A 25,543-nucleotide genomic window follows, 5' to 3' on the forward strand; every position below is an offset into this window, starting at 1 on the left:
GTCTTTCAAAAACAAGAGATAATATGGTGAAAGGGCTGGACAATGTATTCTCCGGCTATTCAGATATTGATGGTGACTTCTATGACGATCTGGAAGAGACACTCATCATGGGAGATATCGGTGTTAATGCGACAAGTCGTATTCTCGATAAGCTTCGCTCACAGGTAGAAGAGAAGAATATCCGATCTACCAGAGAATGTCGTGATCTTCTGATCCAGAACATAAGAGAACAGATGCATACTGATGAACATGCATACGATTTTGAGAATCAGAAGTCAGTTCTTTTTATCATAGGTGTTAATGGTGTTGGTAAGACGACATCTGTCGGCAAGCTTGCATCTATTTATAAGAACAAGGGCAAAAAAGTTCTCGTTGCAGCTGCAGATACCTATAGAGCAGCAGCAACAGAGCAGCTTGAAGAATGGGCTAATCGTGCAGGTGTTCCTCTTGTTAAGGGAGTAGAAGGAGCAGACCCTGCGAGTGTTATCTTCGATGCGGTTAATTCCGCCAAAGCTAAGGATATAGATATACTTATAGTAGATACCGCAGGACGACTTCATAACAAGAAGAATCTCATGGAAGAGCTTCGAAAGATGAACAAGATTCTTGACAATCATCTTCCTGAGTATAAGCGTGAGAATCTTATAGTGCTTGATGGAACAACAGGTCAGAACGCAATGTCCCAGGCCAGAGAGTTTGGTGAAGTTACAGACCTTACTGGTATTATTCTTACTAAAATGGATGGAACTTCCAAAGGCGGTATAGCAGTAGCTATCGTAAGCGAGCTTAATATACCGGTAAAATATATCGGTGTTGGTGAATCACTGGATGATCTTGAAAGATTTGAGCCACAGGAATTCGTAGATGCTCTTTTTGATATAGATCATGAAGAAAGAGTTAAGCTTGATCAGGAGATTGTTGCAAGGAAGCTTTCATCAGGTGAGATGGATAGTTCTCAACTTACAGAAGAAGAAGCTATTGATATTCTTACAAGGCACTAAGTCTTTTTTATCACAGATAGAAAAGAATTATATATATATACTAGAAAGGGAACAGGAAATGTCGGAAGAGAATAAGATGACCCTTGATAAGTTCGAGGAGGCTTGCGAGCAGGTCAAAAAAGTAACACTTGAGACGAAACTTATGTACAGCGATTATTTTTCGGCTCAGTCAGGTAATAAGGTATACTTAAAGCCTGAGAACATGCAAAGAACAGGTGCCTACAAGGTTAGAGGCGCTTATTACAAGATCAGTACAATGTCAGATGAGGACCGTAAAAAGGGCCTTATTACAGCATCTGCAGGCAACCACGCTCAGGGTGTTGCATATGCAGCCAAACAGTATGGCGTTCATGCAACAATTGTAATGCCGACAACAACTCCCCTTATTAAGGTTAACCGTACTAAAGCTCTTGGAGCAGAAGTAGTATTATGCGGCGATGTGTATGATGAAGCAGAAGCTCATGCTAAGAAACTTGCCAAGGAGAAGGGATATACATTCGTTCATCCTTTTAACGATCTTGATGTAGCAACAGGTCAGGGAACAATTGCTATGGAGATCTTCAAAGAACTCCCAACTGTAGATTATATCCTTGTACCTATTGGCGGCGGCGGACTTGCAAGTGGTGTCAGCACTCTTGCTAAGCTCCTCAATCCTAAGATCAAGGTAATAGGTGTTGAGCCTTCAGGCGCAGCCTGCATGAATGCATCACTTAAGGAAGGCAAGGTTGTAACACTTCCCGGAGTTAATACAATAGCTGACGGTACAGCAGTTAAGACTCCCGGAGACAAGATCTTCCCATATATTCAGAAGAATATAGATCAGATCATCAAGGTTGATGATGAGGATCTTGTAGTAGCTTTCCTTGATATGGTTGAGAACCATAAGATGGTAGTAGAGAATTCGGGTCTTCTGTCTGTAGCAGCACTTAAGCAGCTCAGATGCAAGGACAAGAAGGTTGTATGTGTCCTCTCCGGTGGCAATATGGACGTCATTACAATGTCTTCAGTTGTTCAGCAGGGACTTATCAGAAGAGACAGAATCTTTACAGTATCAGTTCTCCTTCCTGATAAACCGGGTGAACTGTCCAGAGTATCAGGAGTTATAGCCGAACTTGGTGGCAATGTAATCAAGTTAGAGCACAATCAGTTTGTATCAATAAACCGCAATGCTGCTGTAGAGCTGCGGATTACACTTGAAGCCTATGGTACTGAGCACAAGACTCAGATCATACAGGCGCTTGAGGAAAAGGGATATCGTCCCAGACTGGTTACTACCCAGATCTGAGGTATTCTTTCAAAGGTAGGTTTTTCCTATGACTAAGAGAAAAAACTTATCAAGACTATTAAAATGTTATTTGTTGATCACGGTCGCTTCCTTTCTCTACGGCATCGGTACGGCCATCTTTAGTGATCCTAATAATATTGCTCCCGGCGGATTTACCGGTGTAGCTATTGTACTTAACAGAATCGTACCTCTTGGTACAGGTGCATGGTTCCTTATTCTTAATATCCCTATTCTTGTATTGGGTACTTGGAAGTTTGGATGGCACTTTATATGTTCGACGCTGTATGCAACGGGTATGATATCGTTTTTTACCGATTTTATCGCAAGATATGGCAAGGCTTTTATAGTACATGATATGGTCCTTGCTTCGGTATTTGGAGGCCTTATGGCCGGAGTATCCATGGCGATAATATTCCAGCAAGGTGCTACAAGTGGCGGTTCTGATATAATCATTAAGCTCCTTAGACTTAAGTATCCGCATATCAAGACCGGTGGCCTTTTGTTTATAACAGATATCTTTGTAATATTTTTTGCTACACTTGTTATTAAAGATATACCTGCTTCGCTTTATGCATTTATTACTGTGTTTATTAATGGTATCGCTTTGGACAAAGTTCTGTATGGCAGTGATGAAGCCAAGCTTCTTTTCATCATATCCGACAGACATGCATCTATCACCAGAAGGCTTCTTAAGGAGCTTGATCTTGGTGTAACACACGTATATGGTCAGGGAGCCTTCTCTGGCAAAGACAAGAAGGTTATCATGTGCGTTGTAAGAATGAGAATATCGCCTCAGGCTCAGGAGATTGTCAAAGAAGAGGATCCTGAGGCATTTATGATCATCACATCTGCTACCGAGATCTATGGCGAAGGATATAAGAGCTATTTTGATGACAAAATCTGAAATAGCAGCTTAGATGCGCATCTATATTTTGAGAGATGTATTTCTATTCTTGTAGGATAATACTCTAAAAAAGGGGAGACATATGGCAAAAGGCAGAAATAGAAGATTAATACACGCAGCAGTTACAACACAGAATATCATCTCGATCATTCTGCTAAGTCTTATTGCTATTGTGACTTTGACTTTTTCTATTGCCATACTCCTTAGAAATGCAGCTCTTCGAAAAGAAAATGAAGCTTATAAGGCTCAGCTGGATTCTATTCAGGAAGAAGGCTATTATACTGTGTCTGAGACAGATGAGATGGTATCACAGGCTTATGAAGGCGGATATGACCTGGCCAGGCAAGAGGTACTTGATTCTTTCCAGAAACAGCTTGAATCAGGAACAGGCATCACTACTACAGTGAGAAGCCTTTTTCCTGATCAGATTCTTATTGCCAAAGACGGAAGATATTATTTCATTCCTATCGACAGATCACTTTCTCTTAATTCATTCACAGATACTGATTTTGCCAAAAACAGCTCAGGAGTTCTTGAATACAAAGGCTCTAATGCAGCTGTTCTTGGAACATTTGGAATAGATGTATCCAAATTCCAGGGAGAGATCGACTGGGAGAAGGTAGCGGACAGCGGCGTAGAGTATGCATTTATACGAGTTGGCAACAGAGGAACATCTACAGGCAAGATAGTAGAAGATGAATACTTTGAAGCTAATATCAAAGGTGCTATAGATGCCGGCATAGAAGTTGGTGTATATTTCTATTCATCCGCAGTAAATGACGAAGAAGCCTTGGAAGAAGCCAAGTTCGTACTTGATGCTATAAAGCCTTATGAAGTAACTTATCCTGTTGTTATAGACGTAGAGAGACCTGAAGGCTCTGATTACAGGACCCAGAATGTCACTCAGGATCAGATGACAGGCATCGTAAGAAAATTTTGCGATACAGTTAAGGATTCAGGCTATACACCTATGATCTATGGCAATAATGAAACTTTTGCACTTATGCTCAATATGGCTGAAGTTGAAGATATCGATAAATGGGTAGCATTCTATAATGTTCCTTTGTACTTTCCTTATGAGTTCTCGATATGGCAGTATTCGGCATCTGGCAAGATAGATGGTATCAAAGGTGAAGTTGACTTTAATATCTGCGTGCAAAAAGGATGGTAAGCTTTGATGGCAGAAGAATTCGACCCTTCAGTAGAATATGAGCAGAAAGGATATCTAAACTGCGATTTTCGTCTTTTTCATATAGATGAGAACAAGGCTATAGATACACCCTGGCACTATCATGATTTTGACAAGATAGTTTTTTTCTTAAGGGGCGATGTCAGATATGCGGTAGAAGGCCGTGAATATGAACTTCGTCCTTATGATATCGTTATAGTTCCTCATCATAGTATTCACAAAGTTACTGCTTCTAAAGAAGAAGGATATGAGCGTTATGTGCTGTATCTGAAGCCTGAAACGCTTGTTCGCCTTGGAAGTACTGAAGAAGTAACTATTCATGAAGGCAAAAAGCTGTCCGGCAATTCCAAAGATCACGACCTTGGGCTATGCTTCGACATGACTTCAAAGACAAGGACCAATCTCATACACTTTGATGCCGGGATCACGTCAGAACTTCTGGAGAAGTTCAGAACACTGGAAGAAGTGATAAAATCTGAAGAGCAGCTCTACTGTGCCGGACTTAGGATTCATGTAGAACTTATACAGCTTCTTATAGGGCTTAATGAAGCATGCTACAAGAACCCTGATTCTTTTATGGAGAAGGCAAGGTATAATCGAAAGGTCATCGACATTATCGACTATATCACGCAGCATCTTGGAGATGATCTGTCTATAGACAGGATCTCTGACAAGTTCTATATAAGTAAGTATCATATGATGCGCATATTCAAGGCTGAGACCGGATATAGCGTACATCAGTATATCATGGAAAAAAGGATTCTGAAGGCCAGGGACCTTATAATATCCGGAGAGCCTGCCATGACTGCGGCTATAGAATCGGGATTTCGCGACTATTCATCTTTCTGTAAAGCCTTCAGAAAAGCTACAGGCAAGCTTCCGTCTGATTATGTTGCGGATATCTGATTTCCTTTAATTTTAGAAAAAACACAGGGTCAAGAAAAAATACTTGACACCCATGCCCCGGTCATGTATTATAGTCAATGCATGTATTTGGGCATGTATTTTTTTGTGCATGGATCAAATGGCTTTATAGACTACTTACGATATAGTGTATGGCTGAGGTGTTTACATGAGCGAGGTCGGCAAGATCATAGAGCAGGGCATGTTGTATGATTTCTATGGAGATCTTCTTACTGCCCATCAGAAAGAAATATACGAAGATCTGGTTTACAATGATATGTCGCTCAATGAGATAGCACAAGAGTACGGAATCAGCAAACAGGGTGTACATGATCTGATAAAGAGATGCACACAGACGATGCAGGGCTATGAAGACAAGCTTCATATGATCGCAAGGTTCAATTCAATAAGAGCCGATGCACAGAAGATGAAAAATATAATTGATAATGCTGCAGAGGATTTTCCTGACAGAAATGAGATCCGCAGATTGTCAGACCACATAATAGAGGAACTTATCTAATGGCTTTTGAAAGCTTATCTGATAAACTACAAAATGTATTTAAGAAACTTCGCGGCAAGGGTCGTCTTACAGAAGATGATGTCAAGATAGCCCTTAAGGAAGTTAAGATGGCTCTGCTTGAGGCTGATGTCAGCTTTAAGGTTGTAAAGCAGTTCATAGCTGCTGTACAGGAGAGAGCGGTCGGCGAAGATGTTATGAACGGCCTTAATCCGGGGCAGATGGTCATCAAGATCGTTAATGAAGAGATGATCAGACTTATGGGTTCTGAAACTACTGAGATTCAGTTCAAACCCGGTAAGGAGATAACTGTTATCATGATGGCAGGTCTTCAGGGTGCTGGTAAGACCACCACCGCTGCCAAGATAGCAGGCAAGCTCAAGTCCAGGGGTAAGTTTCCACTGCTTGTAGCCTGTGACGTATATCGTCCCGCAGCTATCGAACAGCTGCGTGTTAACGCCCAGAAGCAGGTGGTTGACTTCTATGAAGAAGGTACAAACGTATCACCTGTTGATATAGCAAAACATGCCATAGACTATGCGTCAAAGAATAACAAGAATGTTGTTATCCTTGATACAGCAGGACGTCTTCAGATTGATGAGAACATGATGAATGAGCTTATCAATATCAAGAAGGAAGTCGATGTATTCCAGACAATCCTTGTTGTAGATGCAATGACCGGTCAGGAAGCTGTTAATGTGGCTTCTGAATTCAATGAGAAGGTCGGCGTTGATGGCATAATCCTTTCTAAGCTGGATGGCGATACCAGAGGTGGTGCTGCGCTTTCAACAAGAGCAGTTACAGGCAAGCCTATTCTCTATGTTGGTATGGGAGAGAAACTTTCAGATCTTGAACAGTTCTATCCTGACCGTATGGCTAACCGAATCCTGGGAATGGGAGATGTGCTTACTCTTATCGATAAGGCTGTTGAAGCCAATAAAGAGTCCGATATGGCTGCAGAAGCAGATATGGCTGCACGTCTCAAAAAGGGTAAGTTCGATTTCGAGATGTATCTTGAAAGTATGAAGCAGATGCGTAAGCTTGGCGGACTTGGAAGCATTCTTTCAATGCTCCCTGGTGGCAATAAGATAAGCGCTGATCAGCTTCCTGATGAGAAAGAACTTGCCAGAATGGAAGCAATAGTTCTGTCCATGACACCTGAGGAGAGACGTAATCCTAAGCTCATGAGCCCTTCAAGAAAGAAGAGAATTGCTGATGGCTCAGGTAATGATATTGCAGTGGTTAACAGATTCATTAAGAATTTTGAGCAGTCTCAGAAAGTTATGAAGCAGCTTGGTGGAATGAAAAAAGGCAAGCACGGCGGCTTCGGTAATATGATGAATATGGGACGTATGCTTGGCGGCAATAATAAATTCTTCTGATGCATTTGTTATTATCACTAAGGCTATGGATCATTTAAATAGCTTTATGAATACAAAGTTTGAAACAGCCTATAATAATGGACTGATTTTCATATAGTTAAAGCCTTTAACCGGCTTTAACCCCAATAACTATTTTATTTTTATTTTATCTAATGGAGGATATTAGAAATGGCAGTAAAGATCAGATTAAAGAGAATTGGTAAGAAGAAGACACCTTTCTACAGAATCATCGTAAGTGATGCAAAGGCTCCTGTACAGGGTAAGTTCGTTGATGAGATCGGAACATATGATCCTAACACAAATCCTGGAACAGTTAAGGTAGACGCTGAAAAGGCTCAGAAGTGGCTCTCAAATGGTGCTCAGCCTACAGATACAGTAGCTAAGATCTTCAAGATGGCAGGAGTTCACAAGAACTAATTCCAAGTTGAAGTTCCTAATGCTTAGAAGACAACGATAGCCGGAGGTGGACATCACTATGAAAGAATTAGTCGAGGTAATCGCAAAGGCTTTAGTCGATAATCCGGGAGAAGTTGTTGTTACCGAGAAGGACGACGGCCGTAACGTAACTATTGAGTTACACGTTGCTGCTTCTGATATGGGTAAAGTAATTGGTAAGCAGGGTAGAATAGCAAAAGCAATCCGCTCTGTAGTGAAGGCAGCATCTACACGTGAAGACAAACACGTTGATGTTGAAATTGTCTGACAGTATAACCATTTACAGCTTCCGGGAGCTAAATGAATTTGCCTTCCCATGGACTTTTTTAAATAAGTCTGTGGGAAGATTTTATTTTTAAGAACTATATGAGGTTAACTATGGATTTCCATGTTATGACTCTTTTTCCGGAGATGGTATCACAAGGCCTTTCTACAAGTATACTTGGAAGGGCTATGGAAAAGAATCTTATATCTCTTGAATGTATCAACATAAGAGACTATTCTGCAGATCAAAAGCATCACAAGGTTGATGATTATACATATGGCGGAGGCGCAGGTATGTTAATGCAGGCACAGCCTGTATATGATTGCTACAAGAGCCTCGAAAGTCGCATAGATCCCCAGCACACCAAAAGAGTAATATATGTAACACCACAGGGAAGCGTCTTCAATCAGCAGATGGCTATGGAATTTGCCAAAAGCGATGATCTTATTTTCCTATGTGGTCATTATGAAGGGATTGATGAAAGGGTTCTTGAAGAGATAGTTACAGACTATGTATCTATCGGAGATTATGTTCTTACCGGCGGTGAACTTCCGGCTATGGTCATGATCGATACTATATCAAGACTCGTCCCGGGGGTTCTGAACAATGATATCTCGGCTGAGACAGAATCTTTTACAGATGGGCTTCTGGAATATCCCCAGTATTCAAGACCTGAAGAATGGATGGGTAAGAAAGTTCCGCCGATCTTGCTCTCAGGAGATCATAAGAAGGTAGATGAGTGGCGACTTATGATGTCCCTTGAAAGGACCAAAGAAAGACGTCCCGAGCTATATGAAGCCTGGATGGCTGCGCATCCACCTAAGCCGCCTAAAAGGCGCAGAAAGCGCAGAAAAAATACTACAGCAGTGGATGGCACTGCGGATACTACAATAGATGGCATTAAGGATAATAATGCTGATAATGTGGAAGTTGTTCAGAATTCCGGTAATACGAATTTTGAAGATGTAAGTAGCAATGATCTAGGCAAATAAAAGGAGAAGATATGCCATATACACAGAAATTCCAAGTTGGTGTAATTGCATCTACCCATGGAATACGAGGAGAAGTTAACGTATTTCCGACAACTGATGATCCTAAGCGTTTTAAGCTTTTAAAAGAAGTGACTATGGAAAGCGAGCGTGAGGGAGCAGTTCTTCTTCATGTACAGAGCGTCAGATTCTTTAAGAAGTTTGTTATCGTCAAATTCAAAGAATATGATGATATCAACCAGGTGGAAAGATTCCGCGGCAATATACTGACTGTTCCAAGGGAGCAGGCTGTTAAGCTTGAAGAAGGCGAATATTATATTCAGGATCTTATAGGTATTGACATAGTCGATGAAGATGGCAATAAGCTTGGTAAGCTTATCGATGTACTTCAGACAGGTGCCAATGATGTGTATGAGATGGAGAGAGCTGATGGCGGCCCTAATGTTCTCATTCCGGCTATCAAGCAGTGCATTCTTGATGTTAATATCGACACCAATACTATGAAGATACATGTAATGGACGGACTTATGTAAATTTGCAATATATAAATATCCTTATTTTGGATTGTATTTGTACTTCTAATACGTTCTTATCTGGGACTGTAGATGTATTTATAATATATCCTTTTGGGACTGTTTATATATTTAAAAATATAAAGAAAAGCTTAGTTAAGTATGGTTCAAGATCCTCTTTAGATTTTGACTGTAATTGCCGATATCTTTAAAGGCGTGGTCTGTTATTGCTATCAATACAGCTTAGAGCTTTTTCTTAAAACTGTAATAAGTGATGACAGCTTATTATCATATCTAGTGTGCTGGCTCATTCATATTTGATTAAATATGAATGAGTCAGTACACTAGATCAGTAACACAAACTTTATCATAATTCAGGAGGCTATGATGATTGATTATACCGAAGGATCAGGACTGCAGTATCATATTGGCGTAAGTTCTGAAATGGTAGGAGAGTATGTTATTCTTCCCGGAGATCCGGGACGTTGCGAGAAGATCGCAGCATTTTTTGAAGATGCTAAGAAAGTCGGACAGAACCGTGAGTTTACTACTTATACAGGAATGCTTGCAGGACATAAGGTAAGCGTAACTTCTACAGGTATAGGCGGACCTTCCGCAGCTATCTGTATGGAAGAGCTTGCCAGATGCGGTGTTAAGACCTTTATCAGAGTTGGTACATGCGGTGGTATGCAGACCAATGTTTTGGGCGGTGACCTTATCATCGCAAACGGCGCTGTAAGAATGGAAGGAACAAGTAAGGAATATGCTCCTATTGAGTTCCCTGCAGTAGCTGATTTTGAAGTTACAAGAGCTCTTGTTGATGCTGCTGAAGCCAAGGAATATCCTTATCATGTAGGTGTTGTAGAATGTAAGGATTCATTCTATGGACAGCACGAGCCTGAGAAGAAGCCTGTATCTTATGAGCTTGAGAATAAGTGGAAAGCATGGATGAGATGCGGAGTACTTGCTTCCGAGATGGAGTCTGCTGCGCTTTATACTGTTGCGCCAATACTTAAGGTTAAGTGCGGAACTATCCTTCTTACAGTAGCTAATCAGGAGAGAGCTAAGCTTGGTCTTCCTAACCCTCAGGTACATGATACCGGCAAGGCAATAGAGATAGCAGTAGATGCTATAAAGCGCCTTATTGAGAGCGAAGATAAGAAGTAATGATCTTAGAAAAGATAAAAATGTCTAAGACAAAGACTAATGATCTTAGAAAAGATATAAATGCCCAAGACAAAGACTAATGATCTTAGAAAAGATATAAATATCTAAGATAAAGATCAAAGAATGATCAAAGACTTAAGTAAAAATATAACCGAAAAATATAAACGATATGTTGACTATCGAGTGTTATATGTGTTATTATACTTAAGTTGCAATAAATAGACGGTCCTCTGTTGCTGGTTTACCGAGGGTAAGCAGACATGGCATTATAGAACGTCCATTATAAGGAGATACAATTATGACAATTATTGAAGAACTCGAGAAAGAGCAGCTGAACGCTAACGCACCTAAGTTCGAAACTGGTGATACTATTAAGGTATACGCTAAGATCGTTGAGGGTGAGCGTACAAGAACACAGGTTTTCGAAGGAACTGTTAAGAAGATCCAGGGTGGTTCAAACCGTGCTACATTCACAGTTCGTAAGATCGCTTACGGCGTAGGCGTTGAGAAGACATGGCCTCTTCATTCTCCACTTGTTGAGAAGGTTGAAGTTGTTCGTAAGGGTAAGGTAAGACGTGCTAAGCTGAACTACCTTGTTGGACTTACAGGCAAAAAGGCTAAGGTTAAAGAAGCTAAATAATCTTTTCTTGATTGTCAAGAACGCAGGCAGCCACAGTCGCATATGCGATTGTGGCTGTTTTTTTATTACTGACTCAAACGTATGACACTCAATGCGGAGTTTTATTAAAGACCAATTATTAAAATCTAACCTTTATACAATGTTTATTTATATACAATCCCTTTCTTCTGATAAAAAGAGAGGAATTTTTTTATAAGCAAAAGTCAGTTAAGATCAGCTTACTTCCTACAAGAGGCATATTTGTGGTAAAATAAAATGAGTGCTTGATCACGAGACGTTTAAGGGCGTGATGATGCATGGACTTATGGCGATGCTATAAGTAGCGAATTTCGTAGTAAGGCAGGATCAGTATATGGCATTCAGGCGAAGAAGGAAGAATGAATTTCATCTTGTATATGACAACAATAAGAAAAAGATAACACCCCAGATCATACGAGAGGTTCTGTCATGGGTGTTTTATACAGTGGTTGCCATAGTTATAGCTGCTATGCTTGTATATGGTTTTGGCAAGAATGTTGAGCTTGTCGGAGATTCTATGGAGCCTAGCCTTTATTCCGGACAGGAAGTCCTTATTAATAAAGTTTCAATGTATCTTACAGGTCCCGGCAGAGGCGATATCATAGCTTTTCTTCCCAATGGCAATACCAATTCTCATTATTATGTCAAAAGAGTTGTGGCGATGCCCGGTGAGACAGTTCAGATCATAGATGGAGCTTTGTATATAAATGGAACTGAGCAGGTGGGCGATTCGGATGCCTATGACAAGATGGAAGAAGCAGGAATAGCAGCAAGCCCTATAAAGCTTGGCTCAGATGAATATTTTGTTCTTGGTGATAATAGGAATAGCTCGGAAGACAGCCGAAGTGCCAATATCGGAATTGTAAAAGAGAGCTGGATCCTTGGCACTGCCTGGTATGTATATGGCGGAGAGCAGGGCACTTCAGGTTTTATTGGCAATGATTATGAAGATTAAATTCTTGAATATATAATTTAAGAATTTATCAGATATAAAGGTTATATCGACTTGGTCGATAAGCCAATCTGACTACTGAATCATGATTTCAGTAGATATATTCAAATAGTATATATAAGGAGTTTTATGAATTATCAGTGGTATCCGGGTCATATGACCAAAGCAGTCAGAATGATGAAAGAAAATATAGGTCTTGTAGATATGATCGTTGAGATCACAGATGCAAGGATACCTGTATCCAGTCGTAATCCTGACATAGATGAACTTGGCAAAGGAAAGCAAAGACTTATAATCCTTAATAAGGCGGATCTATCAGATCCTGAGAAGAATGCTCAGTGGGTAGAATATTACAGATCTCAGGGATATATGGCGTCTCTTCTTGACTCACGTACATCCAAAGATATGGGTAAGATCAAGAAACTTATGGAAGAAACCTGTGCTGACAAGATAGCAAGGGATAAGGCAAGAGGCATCGTCAACCGCCCTATCAGAGCTATGGTAGCAGGCATTCCTAATGTTGGTAAGTCAACATTTATAAACCATCTTACAGGTAAGGCTGCAGCTAAGACCGGCAATAAGCCGGGAGTTACCAAAGGAAAGCAGTGGATCATGCTTGGCAAGACTCTTCAGCTTCTGGATACTCCCGGAATCCTTTGGCCCAAGTTTGAAGATCAGACAGTTGGCGCGCATCTTGCTATGATTGGCTCAATGAACGATGATAATATCGACAGCGGAGAACTTGCCATAGATCTTATAAAGGAGCTTGAAAGCGACTATTCTGATGTTGTATTCAAGACTTATAATATAACTGATGACGATGTGGAGAGTGCAATAGAAGAAGAGCACCTTATGACTTCATATTCAGGAATGCTCTGCGCTGTTGCCAAGTCTAGAAATCTACTTCTTCCCGGTGCAAGACCTGACTATATGCGTGCTGCTAATCTTATACTGGATGATTTCCGAGCAGGAAGACTTGGCCGTATTACTTTAGAAAATGCTCCTATGTAGTAGAGACAATAAACCTAAAATGAAGGGAGGTGCGCCTTTGCGAAAGGCGCTATGAGACATTTATGGGAGATAATAACAGTACATTTCGTAAGGTGATCAAAGAGATAGCATCAACACTTATTTATATAGCTTCTGTGATCCTTATCACATTCTTATTTATAACTTTCGTGGCTCAGAGGACAGAAGTTAGCGGACATTCTATGATGAATACCCTTCAGGACAAGGATTCTTTGATAGTATCCAAGATTTCGTATGAGATCGGAGATCCTGAGAGATTCGATATCGTAGTATTTCCACACGTAGATGCTCTGGGTAACAGTACCTATTTTATCAAAAGAATTATAGGTATGCCTGGGGAGACAGTTAAGATAGACCTTGATGGTAATATCTATATTAATGGCCAGATTCTTGTAGAAAGCTATGGACGTGAAGTTATCAAAAATCCCGGAGTTGCCTATGAAGGTGTGACCTTGGGGCCTGATGAGTACTTTGTAATGGGAGATAATCGTAATGACTCCATGGACTCAAGATACGAAGATGTAGGCAATATAAAAAGAGATGAGCTTGTAGGCAAGGCATGGCTTAGAATATATCCTTTTGACAGCTTTGGAATTGTAAAATAAGGCGTAAAACTATCAAATATCTGAAAAAATATAACGACTAAATAAGGCAGTAAACGATGGAATCAATATCACAGATCAGGGATTATTACAAATCTCTTAGTATAAACGAATTTCAAGCATTTATAGAAAAGTACTCAGATGACGATAGGGATGGCATAAGAAAGCTTGTAGAGACAGCCTCTAAGAAAGTAAAGGCTCTTGAAGCAGAGCGCGAGCGCATAGAGAAGATGAAAGAATTCGAGCACAGATATGAGGAGAATGGCTATGTGTGCGGAATTGATGAAGTGGGAAGAGGTCCACTGGCAGGCCCTGTGTGCGCAGGCGCAGTTATACTCCCAAAAGACACAGAGATTCTATATCTAAACGATTCTAAAAAGCTATCCGAAAAAAAGAGAGAAGAGTTATATGACATCATCATGGAAAAGGCTGTAGGCGCAGCTGTTGCTTTCGCTTCTCCTAAAAGGATCGATGAGATCAATATACTTCAGGCAGATTATGAAGCGATGGCTGAGGCTGTTGGTAAACTTCCGGTTCGTCCTGATATCCTTTTACTTGATGCTGTTCATGTACCTCAACTTGAACAGTACAAACAGGTATCCATAATCAAGGGTGATGCCAAGTCTGTATCTATTGCAGCAGCAAGTATCATAGCTAAGGTAACCAGAGACAGACTTATGAAAGAGCTTGACGAGAAGTATCCTCAGTACGGATTTGCATCCAATAAAGGATACGGAAGTGCAGCTCATATAGAAGCACTCAAAAAATATGGTCCTTGTGAGATTCACAGAAGATCATTTATAGGAAACTTCATTTCGGAGTGATTCATATGCCAGGTAGCCTTACCGTAGGGCCGGGTGGTCAGATTCAAGGATCGCCGCAGGTTAGCAGAACTTCAGAGATTGCAGTCATATCTAAAGGGCAGGAACAACTGCGCTCTTTGTCTGCCGGAGATTCGCTTAGCGGTAAGGTTGTGTCTGTCATGAAAGGTCTTGATGGCTCAAGGACAGCTCAGATAGACCTTGGGAATAATACACTAGTTGATGCCAAGCTTCAAAATGGCATGCAATTATCTACCGGTCAGGTAGTCTCTTTTTCTGTAAAAAGCTCCGCTTCAGGAACTCTTACACTTACTCCTTTATATCAGAATACAGCCGCGCTCGATGCAACGGCATCTAAAGCCTTGATCGCTGCAGGCTTGTCTGTAACAGATGAGCTGGGACAGATGGTCTCTGAGATGATGAAAGAAGGCATGAGTATTGATAAACAGAGCCTTCTTCAGATGAGCCGTGTCCTTACGGATAATCCCGGAGCTGATATCAGTACTCTTGTACAGATGAAGAATCTTAACATTCCGATCACCGAGGGTAATATACAGCAGTTTCAGAATTATCAGAATTATCAGCATCAGGTTTTAAATGGGGCAAATGCTATCATAGATGAACTTCCAAACGCTTTTAGTGCTATGGCTCAGGCGGGTGATAAGACTGGAGCTCTTGACCTGTACGGAAGTCTTATGAAGCTCTTTGCAGGCGGAGATCAAGCGCAAGGAACAGGTATTAGTGAAAGTATCAAAGCAGGTGCTAACGAAGCTTCTATTAACAGTCTTATAAACGCCGAAGGAGGGGAAGATAGCGCAGGAAAAGTTGCTGAAGGAAAGGTTTCTGCAGGAGATGCTGCTAACGAGGATCCCCTTAAGACTATAAAAGGAGATGGTACTCTTACAAATAAGGCACAGGCAAGTGCTGATGGCATGATCCTTGGCAAGGACGGCCTTATGCCTGCTTCGGATGATGGCAAGGAAGTATCAGGACAGCTTATAGCTGGTTCTAACACACAAGCGGCTGCCGGAGCAGGTAATGCACTAGGTATCGGCGCTAAGATGGACCTTGCACAGTTTGTATCAGCCTTAAAGAGTGCAGGAGTTTCTGAAGATGCGCTTAATGAACTTATAAAGGCAGGTTCTGGCGATCAGGCAGCTCTTTTAAGACAGCTTTCAGAATTGTATGATAAAACAATTCATAACAGCGCGGGAGCTGACAGAGCTTGGGGCAGGCTTTTTTCCTCAGATACATTTAATGAACTGCTTAAGAATAATATCGCATCGTCATGGACTATAAGACCTGATGATGTCAGTGACAAGGATAATGTCAGAAACCTGTATGAAAGGTTGAATTCTCAGGTCAAGCAATTAACAACACTCCTTCAAGGACATGTAGGAGAAAATAGCAGCGTATTCCAAAGCTCTCAGAATCTGTCGCAGAATATCGACTTCATGAACCAGCTCAATCAGATGTATGCCTATGTACAGCTGCCTCTCAAGATGTCAGGTAACGACGCACATGGAGACCTGTATGTATATTCCAACAAAAAGCACATGGCATCAGACGATGGGAGCGTTAGTGCACTGCTTCATCTTGATATGAATAACTTAGGACCACTTGATGTATACGTCAGGATGACGGATATGAAGGTCAGCACCAATTTCTATATGGCTGATGAATCTTGTATAGATCTTATCATGGAACATATTGATGAGCTTACTGCAAGACTTAACAAAAGGGGCTACCAGATGAGCTATCAGGTACTTCCTTCAGAAGATCTAAAATCTGAGAACAGGGCAGTAGATGCCCTTCTTCAGGCTGATGATAAGATGACGACGATCTCTTCTACATCATTTGATGCAAGAGCATAATAACTTATATAGTTTTTATTTTGAAACGGAGTCTTATATGGCAGAAGCAAGTGATAAGCAAAAAAAGAAAACCGCTGTAGCTCTTGGCTACGATCCAAACGAGGACAATGCGCCTAAAGTCATCGCTTCAGGTAAGGGACTTGTTGCTGAGAAGATCATAGAACAGGCCAAGGAGAACAACATCCCCTTACATACAGATTCAGGACTTGCTGATACTCTGTCACACCTTGACATAGGGGAAGCGATACCGCCGGAGCTGTATGAAGTTGTTGCTGAGATCCTTGTATTTGTAGATGCTATGGACAAGATAAGAGCCAAGGACAAGACGCACAATCCGCTTTTATAGGGGAGGACTATTAGCCACTCGCTTTAATGAGGTTAAGTATGAATAAACATGAATTCGGAATGAGGGGGGAAGATATCGCCTGCAAATATATAGAGGAGCATGGTGGACGGATCCTTGAAAGAAATTACCGCTTCAAAGGCGGTGAGATAGATGTTATCTATAGAGATGGCAATTATATAGTATTTGGTGAGATCAAGTACAGGTCAGGCAGCACTTTTGGTATAGCTGAGGAAGCTGTAGATTATAAAAAGCAGCGGACTATATCAAGAGGCTGCGATTTTTATTGCCTTAGACATAAACTGGATGAATCAACGCCGGTAAGATTTGATGTTATAGGACTCAATATCAATGAAGGACAAAATTCTGTCAGAATTCATTATGTCAAGAATGCATTTGAATATATACCTATAAAAAATAAAAAATGGTAATAGAATAGTATTGTGCTAAAATTATCCATCTAAGCGGGTTGTTTTAGTAAAATATATAATAAAAGAACAGAGGACATAAAACAATGAGACATTACAAAGAAAAAATCATTGCAGCATTACTTCTTACAAGTGTAGGAGTTAGTGCATGCTCAGTTACGGATATTAAGGGAGGAGATCCTAACGCAATAGGATCACAAGGTACTGCGCTTGATAATAATTCTTCTTCCAACAATGAGGCAGGTGATACTTCAGGTGCAAGTGAATCAGCCGATACTACAGCTTCTAATACAGAAGGCAATAATACAGAAGGCAATAATACAGCAGGCAATAATACAGAAGATAATAATACAGCTTCTGGCAATGCAGGTAATCAGACATCAGATCTTTATGAGAGTTTTCTAAATGGCAGCAGCAAGGCTAAGCTTAATGATAAGTTTTTTGACGGTTCTATTTTATTGATTGCACCGGATGATAGAAGCGCCGGTTATGCGCAGCCTAGTAATCTTGATACAGTAAATGGTTTTACTATAGATGATCTTAAGACTGTTATTAGTGATAACGGCTATGAATGTACAAGTAAGCCTGCTTATGCTTATGTTGATTTTGGCAAGGATGGTACAAATGAACTTGTGGTCAGATACGAAGCGGGCTCTTCATACACAGCCTATTTTGTGTTTAGTGATGCAAGCGGAAGTGTAGAGCTTACATACGCTGCTGACCAGGGAGAACGCTGGTCCTTAGACTTATTGGACAATGGATTTATTAGCAATTACGGATCAAGCGGTGCAGGAGCTCATTCAGGATGCACAGGCGCCCTTGACAGTCAGGGTGTATATCATAATTTCCAAAGTGAATACGAAGTTTATTATGGATGGGGCATTTACGGTGATTATTCCAAGGAAGAAGACTTTAATGAAGTTATAGATGCCTGGGCCAAGGAAAAAGATTCAAGACAGGGAGAGAGTATCTGCTATACTGCCGTAACCATAGGAGATGCAGAGTACTACTGCTATAGTAACTATGACGAGACAGGCGCTATAACAGATGATGATATAAATGAACTTGTGACTATGTGCGCTGCCAAAAATATTGATATAATAGATTATGATCAGATTGAGGCCAAGGTTTTGGAATATCAAAAGTCTATCGGTATGGACAATATTACATATGATGGCGGTGGCCAGATCGAGTTCAAGAATCTATAAAAACAGTTGTGAGGTTTACCTATGAATAATGACACTTATACATTTTTTGCCACAGTATCCAGAATGAAGTATATAGAGCGCTGGGCACTTATGAGAAACTCAAGACCAGAGAATCTGTCTGAGCATTCCTGCGAAGTTGCCATGATAGCGCATGTGCTGTGTACTATTGGCAATGTCAGATACGGCCACAAGCTTGATGCTAACATGGCAGCTCTTATAGGCCTGTATCATGACACAACAGAGATCATAACAGGAGACCTTCCAACACCTGTCAAATACTACAATTCAAGTATCCAGCATGCTTATAAAGAAGTTGAGAAGATCGCAGAAGATCAGCTTCTAAAAAGACTCCCCGAGGATATACGTCCTGTATATGAAAAGATATACAAAGGCGCCGGAACTCAGGAAGAAGAGTATATGCAAGGGCTCATAAAGGCTGCAGATAAGATATCAGCTCTTATCAAGTGTATAGAAGAGGAGCGAAGCGGCAATACAGAGTTCAGGACGGCTAAGGAGACAACTCAGAAATCGATCAATGAGCTTCAGGCCAAGTATCCGGAAGTACTTGATTTTGTCAATGAATTCCTTCCGCCATATGGAAGAACACTTGACGAACTTAGCGACTGAGAGATTTTATTACAGATCTGAAAATTTTAATTTTTAAATACTTGCAGAATTAGAACAACTTAGCTTCACAAGTTATATTGCATATAATATAATTGCCTTGAATGCTTGTGTAAGAACACTGATCAGAAAGGGAATTATTTATGCTCAAATTTGTTAACGACTACTGTGAAGGAGCTCATCAGGAGATCCTTAATAACCTTCAGAAAACCAATCTCGAGAAGATCACAGGCTACGGCCTAGATGTATATTCGGGAAGTGCCAGGAACAAGATCCGCGCTGCATGCGGTAAGCCTGATGCAGAAGTTTACTTCCTTGTGGGAGGAACTCAGACCAATGAGACAGTTATATCATCTGTATTAAAACAATACCAGGGTGTACTTGCTGCAGATACCGGTCATATAAATACTCACGAAGCCGGTGCTATAGAGCATGGCGGACACAAAGTTCTGACTCTTGAGCAAAAGAATGGCAAGATCAGCGCAAAGAGTATCTGGGAATATGAAGATAAGTTCCAGTCGGATCTTAACAATGAGCATGAAGTTGCTCCCGGAATGGTATATATCTCACAGCCTACAGAGTATGGAACACTTTATTCACTTGCTGAGCTCAAAGAGATAAGACGAGCCTGTGATGAGATAGGTCTTGTGCTTTATATAGACGGAGCAAGGCTTGGCTACGCTCTTTCATGCGATGAGAATGATGCATCTTTGAAAGATATAGCTGATATAGCTGATGTATTTACTATAGGCGGAACCAAGTGCGGAGCTATGCTGGGTGAAGCTGTGGTATTTACAAAGCCGGGACTTGTACCACATTTTTATACCATAACCAAGATCCACGGAGCTATGCTGGCTAAAGGCTGGATCATCGGACTTTCGTTCGATACTCTTTTTACAGATGATCTGTATATTAAGATCTGCAGAAATGCTAACGAGACAGCTGCAAAGATCCGTGAAGCACTATTTACTAACGGATATGATATCTATATTGACTCGCCTACAAACCAGATATTCCCGGTTGTAACTCCTGAGAAAGCAGCTGAGCTTTCTGAAAACGTAGAATACGGCTTTATGGAGACTCTGGATGATGGAAGACAGGTTATAAGATTCTGCACAAGCTGGGCTACGACCATGGAAGATGTTGACAAACTTATTGAGATTCTGTGATATACCTGAAAAGCTTGACTATACTTATAGATGATTTTGGCTTTTTTATTTCGAAATTTCGAAAATTTAAAATTTGCAGATTTGAAGATTTGAAAATCTTGCCGGGGGAGAGCTTATGGGGAGATTTCTGCTGATTAGATCTAAGGGAACCAGTTACGAATCTTTATATACATTTACGGACTGCCTCTATCACGCACTTAGAAGGTGCGGGGCAGACGTAGATGTTTTTGACGAGAGCAAGAGTGCTAACATAAGGATCTTCACCGGTAAGAGTTATGATGCGATCATAGACTTTAATTCTACTATGCCTGACAAGAGGCTTGATGACGGCACGCCTGTCTTAAGCGCTCTTGACGGGCCATTCATTAATTATCTTCTTGATCATCCACTATATTTCCATGATCAGTTATCACAAAATGTATCACAGCATGTAGTCTGTATAGATAGAAGACATGCAGCATATCTTAAAAGATTCTACCCGGAGCTTAAAAGTGTATCTTATGCCCCGCTTCCTATGATGCCTTCAGATGAAAGAGATATCATAAGTATAAAAGATAGAAGGATAGGTATACTCTTTACAGGAACCTATACCTCCTTTGAACATGTTCAAAGGAAGCTATCAGGGATGAATCCTGATGCCAGAAGAGATGTCTTCGAGATACTCAGTTATATGCAGGCTGATACTAATCTTACCATGGAAGATGCCATGACAAGATTCTTGGAAACAAGAGAAAAAAAGATCCCAGATAAGATTTTCAGGCAGTTCATGCATTATTATCATATGGCAGATGCAGCTGCGGCGGCCTGGGCCAGAGATATAGTTGTAAGAGCTATTCTTAATGCAGGGATAAAGCTAAGCGTATGCGGACATGGCTGGAACAGCTTGAGGCGCTATGACAATACTCCATATGATAACCTCGAGATAATCCCTGAAGTTACTTATCACAGATCTGTTGACATGGCTTATGATGCCAAGATCATACTGAATGTCATGCCCTGGTTTAAAGACGGGATACATGACAGAGTACTAACGGCAGCAGGACACGGAGCTGTAATCCTAAGCGACGAGACTTCTGCGCTTGATGAGCTTCTTGGTGATTCATATGTTAGCTTTAGCCTTGAAAGACTCGAAGATCTGTCTGATAAGATAGGGAAGGTGCTTCGTGATACAGATTATGCCCAGAAGCTGGTAGGAGAAGCCTACACTAGAACAATAGATAGCTGCAGCTATGAAGCCTTTGCGGCTATGCTGTGTGAGAGCTGTGCATGTACTATCACCAAGTGATTGTAATATACTAAAACTTCTCGATTGATCGCAAACAATATGCCCCCTCTTACCGGGGAGTACAGTAAGGAGGGGGCATACCATATATCAGAAACGAGGGTCGTGCTTAGCGATAGTAATATTTGAGACTATATACTAATTATATATTTTTAATACTATATTTTGAATACGCTTAAAGCATTGCTGATAGAAGTAGCAGACTGTGATACAGTAACTGCGCTCTTGTCAACGCCTTCGCTTTCTTCAGATACAGCCTGGGCACTTTCTGCAAGTGTCTCTGTAGTAGCAGTGACTTCTTCGGAACTTGCAGACTGTTCCTCTGATATAGCAGCTACTGATGTAGCGATTCCGTCTACATTATTCATCATGTTGAGCATTTCGCTCATAGTCTGACCGGTTCGGCCAAGTTCATCAACAATATTTGCAAAAGTGTTACCGGCAGTGGAGACAGCTTCGCTGCTTTCTTCGATGGCATTCATATTGGCATGAGATTTTTCGGATAGAGAAGAAATCTGACCTGTTATATCAGATATGATCTTCTCGATCTCTTTGGTAGCATCGCCGCTTTCAGAAGCAAGCTTGGCAATCTCTGAAGCTACAACAGCAAAGCCTTTTCCGGCTTCTCCTGCACGTGCAGCCTCTATAGAAGCGTTTAAGGACAAAAGATTGGTCTGATCTGAGATATTGGTTATCATCTCGACAATCTTGGTTATCTGCTGAGCGGATTCATCTACACTTGTAACAACATCATTCATATCAGCCATAGAATCCTTGATATGAGACATATTGGATTCGACGCTCTTCATATCACTTTGACCTGTATCAGCAGTGGATACAAGAGAATTCATGACATTGTTAGCTGCTTTACCCTTTTCTGTAAGTTCACCGATTGCCTGAGCAAGCTCTGTAGCATTGGTGGCCAGTTCTGATACAGCTTGGGACATACCATCCATCGTCTCTCTTATCTGACCCATAGAAACAGACTGCTCTCTAGCTTGAGAGTTGAGCTTGCTGGATGCTTCACGGCTTAGCTCGGCTTCTTCGCCAAGCTCTTTTGAAGTGTTCTGTATCTGACTTATGGTATCTCTCATAGTAGATACATATGTTGACATCTCATCCTGTATAAGGCCTATCTCATCACCCTTACCTTTTGGAAGATTAACAGTAAAGTTACCATGTGATATCTCTACAATCTGGGATGCGAGATTTTTTACAGGTTTTGATATGATCTTGTTTATAGCAAACATTACAACACCGGCTATAACAAGTATAGTAGCGATCATAAGTACATAGCAGATTGCTCTGAATTTATTAAAATCTGCCATAACATCATCTTCTGCAACAGATGAGAACAGGATCCAGTTAGTGCCTTCTACAGGCTCACAATATACATAATTATTGATGCCATATCTTTCAAGTGATATAACATCCGAGCTTCCTTACTCTGCATATGATAGGAGTTCCTGTAGGTAGGAGTCACCTGTATCAGAAACTTTTTGACCATTATAATCAGTATTGCTGTAATAGACTATATAATCACCTGTCAAAAGAGAAGAACGTCCTGTTTCAAGAGGTGTAAGAGAAGATATTTCTTCTACCAGAGCATCGAGGTATACATCGATGGCAATAACGCCCTTCTTGCCGGATGCTGAGGTGAGTTCTCTGCTTATGGTAACGCACAAGCCGCCGACACCAGTATCTATATAAGGCTCACCGTCAAAAGGAGTCGTCTTGCCAAGACCGTCCTTGTACCAGCCTCTCTCTGTAGGATGCCAGGAAGAGTCGTGAGTTATAGTCGCATCACCAAATACATAGGTATCATCTTCAAAACCAACATATACGCCATATGCAGCATCATTCCAGACACCAACGGATGTAGCCAGATAATCTTGCATCTGATCAAGAGACTCAAAGTCTATGCTTTCAATACCTCTTGCATATGCGTTAAGAGCGCTGGTGATCGTAGTCATATCATTAGCTATCTTCCAGGCATTGGTAGATGTTTCGTCCTGAAGATCGGATTTTGCAAGCTTGGTTATAGTAAGCTGAGCCTGACTACTTAAAAAAAGAATTATAAACATGATTGCAATGGCTGTGATTGGTAATAGTACAAGCATTAGAGACTTGCTAACACTCTTTTTGAGTTTGGTCTTAGAAGTATCCTTCTTGATCTCTTCCGACATAATATACCTCCATAAAATAAATATTGGGTAGAAGCATGATGTATATCGGAGAAAACATGATGTAAATTAATACGTTTAAATAATTTGTTGATATTTTCAAGTGGAAGTGTTGAGTATTAAAATCAAAAAAGCGAACAATCTAAAGCTGGTCCGGCGTGCTGACCTATTCATATTTGATCAAATATGAATGAGTCAGCATACCAATCTTTTCTATCTATTCCTAAATAATGTCATCAGATAAGTCGAATTATTTGGCGACGATAATACTGGAAAAGATGAAAGAGAACCAACAAGACTGTTCGCTATTATATAACGATATATTTATTTTATGATATCTACACCTGTATCATCTAAGCTCTGAAAGAGTGTGATCGCCTTCGTTGTACTTCTTAACGATCTCATGGATCTTGGAAGTAGGGATCAGGATATTGCTTGTTGATGCATCGTGGTTGACGAAATCGATGATAGTAGCGATGTACTTACTCATATCTGCAACCAGATAATAAGGGCGTCTCATATACTCAGGGTTCTGATATGTGAGGTTGGTTGAGATGATGTAGTCGAACTCGCGTCTTTCATAAGCATCATCAAACTTGTCCATACCATCTGTAAAAAGGCCAAATGTGCAGGCGATAAATACTCTTTTTGCGCCCATCTCTTTGAGCTGCTTACTTGTATCTATCATAGAAGCACCGGATGATATCATATCATCTACGATGATGACATCCTTGCCCTTGATATTGGAACCAAGGAACTCATGAGCTACGATAGGGTTGGTTCCGTTGACAACGTGAGCATAGTCACGACGCTTATAGAACATACCTGTATCTGCGCCCAGAACGTTGGCAAAATATACAGCTCTGTCAAGGGCACCTTCATCGGGGCTGATCACGATAAGGTGATCCTTGTCAACGATAAGATCATCGATATTAAAAAGAAGCTCCTTCATGAACTGATAAGTAGCCATAAAGTTATCAAAACCATTAAGAGGAGCAGAGTTGGAAATTCTGGGATCATGAGCATCGAAAGTGATGAAGTTCTTGACACCCATATCTGCGAGCTCTTTGAACATAAGAGCTGCATCAAGCGACTCACGCTGAGTTCTTCTGTGCTGACGACCTACATACAGGAAAGGCATGATAACATTAAGTCGCTTAGCCTTGCCGTTGGCAGCAGCGATAACACGTTTAAGATCCTGATAATGATCATCAGGGGACTTGTAGTTGGTAAAACCATTCATCTTGTAAGGGCAGTTGTAGTTGACAACGTCCATGAGGATGAAGAGGTCATCACCTCTTATGGAATCGTTAAGAGAAGCCTTGGCTTCACCTGAAGCGAATCTGTCGAGTTTAGGAATGACTTTGTAGCTGTCCTGCACATATCCCTTGAAAGCAGGATCGCCTGCGGGAACCTTGTGCATATTGTTCCTGAAATCAACAAGATATTTATCTACCTTGTCTCCAAGTTCAAGAGCTGAGTCAAGGACTACAAGTTTTAGAGGTGCAACGGGGATCATAGTTTCGAGCTGCTGAAAATCTGGCATTTTTATTCTCCATTTCGAAAAATAATAGTTAAGAAGAAAAGGGAACTAGCTTTAGATGACTATAGATGATCTGTGAGTATTCCCTATCTTATCACTATAGTGAAAAATTTTGCGGTCTAACACTCTACTAATTCCGGAATATAAATGCATAAAATCCTTAAATATGAGGTGGTGTCAAAAGATTCTTTTGACTTTTATGTCATAAATATTATACAGAATTCATAGTTAGTTATGAACCTTCCGTACTATGTTTTATCATTTAGGCAGTGGCACGT

Annotated in this window: 27 protein-coding genes; 24 read left to right on the forward strand and 3 right to left on the reverse strand. The window is 40.8% G+C overall.

Going from position 1 to position 25,543, the window contains the following annotated elements; all coding sequences use genetic code 11:
- The first annotated feature begins 23 nt into the window (after positions 1–23).
- The 24 genes from ftsY (at position 24) to I7804_RS10470 (ending at position 21,542) form a co-directional block, all read left to right on the forward strand.
- Positions 24–1,001, forward strand: coding sequence for a signal recognition particle-docking protein FtsY (gene ftsY / locus I7804_RS10355; protein WP_207637972.1), 978 nt, complete (start codon positions 24–26; stop codon positions 999–1,001).
- 58 nt (positions 1,002–1,059) lie between these two features.
- The gene (gene ilvA, locus I7804_RS10360) at positions 1,060–2,286 is read left to right on the forward strand and encodes a threonine ammonia-lyase (protein WP_248403301.1); all 1,227 of its coding nucleotides are present in this window, start codon (positions 1,060–1,062) and stop codon (positions 2,284–2,286) included.
- Between the two features lie 28 nt (positions 2,287–2,314).
- Entirely contained in the window at positions 2,315–3,190 is an 876-nt protein-coding gene (locus I7804_RS10365; protein ID WP_022754447.1) for a YitT family protein, read from the forward strand.
- Between the two features lie 82 nt (positions 3,191–3,272).
- Positions 3,273–4,361 (forward strand): glycoside hydrolase family 25 protein, encoded by a 1,089-nt coding sequence (locus tag I7804_RS10370; protein ID WP_248403303.1) that lies wholly within the window; start codon positions 3,273–3,275, stop codon positions 4,359–4,361.
- 6 nt (positions 4,362–4,367) lie between these two features.
- A complete protein-coding gene (locus I7804_RS10375; RefSeq protein WP_022754445.1) occupies positions 4,368–5,285 on the forward strand; it encodes an AraC family transcriptional regulator in 918 nt (305 codons plus the stop codon).
- Positions 5,286–5,451: 166 nt separating this feature from the next.
- On the forward strand, positions 5,452–5,802 hold the full coding sequence (gene ylxM, locus I7804_RS10380; protein WP_022754444.1) for a YlxM family DNA-binding protein: 351 nt from the start codon (positions 5,452–5,454) through the stop codon (positions 5,800–5,802).
- Positions 5,802–7,181 (forward strand): signal recognition particle protein, encoded by a 1,380-nt coding sequence (gene ffh, locus I7804_RS10385; protein WP_022758147.1) that lies wholly within the window; start codon positions 5,802–5,804, stop codon positions 7,179–7,181. Before ylxM ends, ffh begins: the two co-directional genes overlap by 1 nt.
- Positions 7,182–7,349: 168 nt before the next feature.
- The gene (gene rpsP, locus I7804_RS10390) at positions 7,350–7,598 is read left to right on the forward strand and encodes a 30S ribosomal protein S16 (protein WP_022754442.1); all 249 of its coding nucleotides are present in this window, start codon (positions 7,350–7,352) and stop codon (positions 7,596–7,598) included.
- A gap of 58 nt (positions 7,599–7,656) precedes the next feature.
- The gene (locus tag I7804_RS10395) at positions 7,657–7,884 is read left to right on the forward strand and encodes a KH domain-containing protein (protein ID WP_022758146.1); all 228 of its coding nucleotides are present in this window, start codon (positions 7,657–7,659) and stop codon (positions 7,882–7,884) included.
- A 98-nt stretch (positions 7,885–7,982) separates the two neighbouring features.
- Entirely contained in the window at positions 7,983–8,873 is an 891-nt protein-coding gene (gene trmD, locus I7804_RS10400) for a tRNA (guanosine(37)-N1)-methyltransferase TrmD (protein WP_248403305.1), read from the forward strand.
- Positions 8,874–8,884: 11 nt separating this feature from the next.
- A complete protein-coding gene (rimM, locus tag I7804_RS10405; protein ID WP_022754439.1) occupies positions 8,885–9,403 on the forward strand; it encodes a ribosome maturation factor RimM in 519 nt (172 codons plus the stop codon).
- Between the two features lie 366 nt (positions 9,404–9,769).
- Positions 9,770–10,549 (forward strand): uridine phosphorylase, encoded by a 780-nt coding sequence (udp, locus tag I7804_RS10410; protein WP_092040082.1) that lies wholly within the window; start codon positions 9,770–9,772, stop codon positions 10,547–10,549.
- Between the two features lie 298 nt (positions 10,550–10,847).
- Positions 10,848–11,189 (forward strand): 50S ribosomal protein L19, encoded by a 342-nt coding sequence (gene rplS / locus I7804_RS10415; protein WP_022754436.1) that lies wholly within the window; start codon positions 10,848–10,850, stop codon positions 11,187–11,189.
- 352 nt (positions 11,190–11,541) lie between these two features.
- Positions 11,542–12,162 (forward strand): signal peptidase I, encoded by a 621-nt coding sequence (gene lepB, locus I7804_RS10420; RefSeq protein WP_027204028.1) that lies wholly within the window; start codon positions 11,542–11,544, stop codon positions 12,160–12,162.
- Between the two features lie 126 nt (positions 12,163–12,288).
- Entirely contained in the window at positions 12,289–13,170 is an 882-nt protein-coding gene (gene ylqF, locus I7804_RS10425; protein WP_022758142.1) for a ribosome biogenesis GTPase YlqF, read from the forward strand.
- 62 nt (positions 13,171–13,232) lie between these two features.
- Positions 13,233–13,793, forward strand: a complete 561-nt coding sequence (gene lepB / locus I7804_RS10430) for a signal peptidase I (RefSeq protein ID WP_027215675.1) — start codon at positions 13,233–13,235, stop codon at positions 13,791–13,793.
- A 56-nt stretch (positions 13,794–13,849) separates the two neighbouring features.
- Entirely contained in the window at positions 13,850–14,614 is a 765-nt protein-coding gene (locus tag I7804_RS10435) for a ribonuclease HII (protein ID WP_248403307.1), read from the forward strand.
- Between the two features lie 5 nt (positions 14,615–14,619).
- On the forward strand, positions 14,620–16,485 hold the full coding sequence (locus I7804_RS10440) for a flagellar hook-length control protein FliK (protein WP_248403309.1): 1,866 nt from the start codon (positions 14,620–14,622) through the stop codon (positions 16,483–16,485).
- Positions 16,486–16,522: 37 nt separating this feature from the next.
- A complete protein-coding gene (locus I7804_RS10445; protein ID WP_248403311.1) occupies positions 16,523–16,831 on the forward strand; it encodes an EscU/YscU/HrcU family type III secretion system export apparatus switch protein in 309 nt (102 codons plus the stop codon).
- A 38-nt stretch (positions 16,832–16,869) separates the two neighbouring features.
- Positions 16,870–17,259, forward strand: a complete 390-nt coding sequence (locus tag I7804_RS10450) for a YraN family protein (protein ID WP_248403313.1) — start codon at positions 16,870–16,872, stop codon at positions 17,257–17,259.
- 83 nt (positions 17,260–17,342) lie between these two features.
- Positions 17,343–18,464: a hypothetical protein gene (locus I7804_RS10455; RefSeq protein WP_248403315.1), complete on the forward strand. Its 1,122-nt coding sequence runs from the start codon at positions 17,343–17,345 to the stop codon at positions 18,462–18,464.
- Positions 18,465–18,485: 21 nt separating this feature from the next.
- Positions 18,486–19,091 (forward strand): 5'-deoxynucleotidase, encoded by a 606-nt coding sequence (yfbR, locus tag I7804_RS10460; protein ID WP_022754427.1) that lies wholly within the window; start codon positions 18,486–18,488, stop codon positions 19,089–19,091.
- A 140-nt stretch (positions 19,092–19,231) separates the two neighbouring features.
- A complete protein-coding gene (locus tag I7804_RS10465) occupies positions 19,232–20,257 on the forward strand; it encodes a threonine aldolase family protein (RefSeq protein WP_022754426.1) in 1,026 nt (341 codons plus the stop codon).
- Positions 20,258–20,372: 115 nt separating this feature from the next.
- Complete coding sequence (locus tag I7804_RS10470; protein WP_248403317.1) at positions 20,373–21,542, forward strand: glycosyltransferase; 1,170 nt, start codon at positions 20,373–20,375, stop codon at positions 21,540–21,542.
- Positions 21,543–21,697: 155 nt separating this feature from the next.
- Here I7804_RS10470 and I7804_RS10475 read toward each other — a convergent pair whose 3' ends face one another.
- The 3 genes from I7804_RS10475 to I7804_RS10485 form a co-directional block, all read right to left on the reverse strand.
- Positions 21,698–22,867, reverse strand: a complete 1,170-nt coding sequence (locus I7804_RS10475) for a methyl-accepting chemotaxis protein (protein WP_248403319.1) — start codon at positions 22,865–22,867, stop codon at positions 21,698–21,700.
- A gap of 114 nt (positions 22,868–22,981) precedes the next feature.
- On the reverse strand, positions 22,982–23,725 hold the full coding sequence (locus I7804_RS10480; RefSeq protein ID WP_248403322.1) for a PDC sensor domain-containing protein: 744 nt from the start codon (positions 23,723–23,725) through the stop codon (positions 22,982–22,984).
- 346 nt (positions 23,726–24,071) lie between these two features.
- Complete coding sequence (locus I7804_RS10485; protein WP_022754423.1) at positions 24,072–25,268, reverse strand: ribose-phosphate pyrophosphokinase; 1,197 nt, start codon at positions 25,266–25,268, stop codon at positions 24,072–24,074.
- Positions 25,269–25,543 lie beyond the last annotated feature (275 nt).

The sequence above is a fragment of the Butyrivibrio fibrisolvens genome, from assembly GCF_023206215.1.
Classification (GTDB): domain Bacteria; phylum Bacillota; class Clostridia; order Lachnospirales; family Lachnospiraceae; genus Butyrivibrio; species Butyrivibrio fibrisolvens_C.

What these genes read in the sequence shown, in the direction of transcription:
- ftsY (WP_207637972.1), top strand. Translation starts at nt 24, where the DNA reads ATGGTGAAAGGGCTGGACAATGTATTCTCCGGCTATTCAGATATTGAT.
- ilvA (WP_248403301.1), top strand. Translation starts at nt 1,060, where the DNA reads ATGTCGGAAGAGAATAAGATGACCCTTGATAAGTTCGAGGAGGCTTGC.
- I7804_RS10365 (WP_022754447.1), top strand. Translation starts at nt 2,315, where the DNA reads ATGACTAAGAGAAAAAACTTATCAAGACTATTAAAATGTTATTTGTTG.
- I7804_RS10370 (WP_248403303.1), top strand. Translation starts at nt 3,273, where the DNA reads ATGGCAAAAGGCAGAAATAGAAGATTAATACACGCAGCAGTTACAACA.
- I7804_RS10375 (WP_022754445.1), top strand. Translation starts at nt 4,368, where the DNA reads ATGGCAGAAGAATTCGACCCTTCAGTAGAATATGAGCAGAAAGGATAT.
- ylxM (WP_022754444.1), top strand. Translation starts at nt 5,452, where the DNA reads ATGAGCGAGGTCGGCAAGATCATAGAGCAGGGCATGTTGTATGATTTC.
- ffh (WP_022758147.1), top strand. Translation starts at nt 5,802, where the DNA reads ATGGCTTTTGAAAGCTTATCTGATAAACTACAAAATGTATTTAAGAAA.
- rpsP (WP_022754442.1), top strand. Translation starts at nt 7,350, where the DNA reads ATGGCAGTAAAGATCAGATTAAAGAGAATTGGTAAGAAGAAGACACCT.
- I7804_RS10395 (WP_022758146.1), top strand. Translation starts at nt 7,657, where the DNA reads ATGAAAGAATTAGTCGAGGTAATCGCAAAGGCTTTAGTCGATAATCCG.
- trmD (WP_248403305.1), top strand. Translation starts at nt 7,983, where the DNA reads ATGAGGTTAACTATGGATTTCCATGTTATGACTCTTTTTCCGGAGATG.
- rimM (WP_022754439.1), top strand. Translation starts at nt 8,885, where the DNA reads ATGCCATATACACAGAAATTCCAAGTTGGTGTAATTGCATCTACCCAT.
- udp (WP_092040082.1), top strand. Translation starts at nt 9,770, where the DNA reads ATGATTGATTATACCGAAGGATCAGGACTGCAGTATCATATTGGCGTA.
- rplS (WP_022754436.1), top strand. Translation starts at nt 10,848, where the DNA reads ATGACAATTATTGAAGAACTCGAGAAAGAGCAGCTGAACGCTAACGCA.
- lepB (WP_027204028.1), top strand. Translation starts at nt 11,542, where the DNA reads ATGGCATTCAGGCGAAGAAGGAAGAATGAATTTCATCTTGTATATGAC.
- ylqF (WP_022758142.1), top strand. Translation starts at nt 12,289, where the DNA reads ATGAATTATCAGTGGTATCCGGGTCATATGACCAAAGCAGTCAGAATG.
- lepB (WP_027215675.1), top strand. Translation starts at nt 13,233, where the DNA reads ATGGGAGATAATAACAGTACATTTCGTAAGGTGATCAAAGAGATAGCA.
- I7804_RS10435 (WP_248403307.1), top strand. Translation starts at nt 13,850, where the DNA reads ATGGAATCAATATCACAGATCAGGGATTATTACAAATCTCTTAGTATA.
- I7804_RS10440 (WP_248403309.1), top strand. Translation starts at nt 14,620, where the DNA reads ATGCCAGGTAGCCTTACCGTAGGGCCGGGTGGTCAGATTCAAGGATCG.
- I7804_RS10445 (WP_248403311.1), top strand. Translation starts at nt 16,523, where the DNA reads ATGGCAGAAGCAAGTGATAAGCAAAAAAAGAAAACCGCTGTAGCTCTT.
- I7804_RS10450 (WP_248403313.1), top strand. Translation starts at nt 16,870, where the DNA reads ATGAATAAACATGAATTCGGAATGAGGGGGGAAGATATCGCCTGCAAA.
- I7804_RS10455 (WP_248403315.1), top strand. Translation starts at nt 17,343, where the DNA reads ATGAGACATTACAAAGAAAAAATCATTGCAGCATTACTTCTTACAAGT.
- yfbR (WP_022754427.1), top strand. Translation starts at nt 18,486, where the DNA reads ATGAATAATGACACTTATACATTTTTTGCCACAGTATCCAGAATGAAG.
- I7804_RS10465 (WP_022754426.1), top strand. Translation starts at nt 19,232, where the DNA reads ATGCTCAAATTTGTTAACGACTACTGTGAAGGAGCTCATCAGGAGATC.
- I7804_RS10470 (WP_248403317.1), top strand. Translation starts at nt 20,373, where the DNA reads ATGGGGAGATTTCTGCTGATTAGATCTAAGGGAACCAGTTACGAATCT.
- I7804_RS10475 (WP_248403319.1), bottom strand. Translation starts at nt 22,867, where the DNA reads ATGGCAGATTTTAATAAATTCAGAGCAATCTGCTATGTACTTATGATC.
- I7804_RS10480 (WP_248403322.1), bottom strand. Translation starts at nt 23,725, where the DNA reads ATGTCGGAAGAGATCAAGAAGGATACTTCTAAGACCAAACTCAAAAAG.
- I7804_RS10485 (WP_022754423.1), bottom strand. Translation starts at nt 25,268, where the DNA reads ATGCCAGATTTTCAGCAGCTCGAAACTATGATCCCCGTTGCACCTCTA.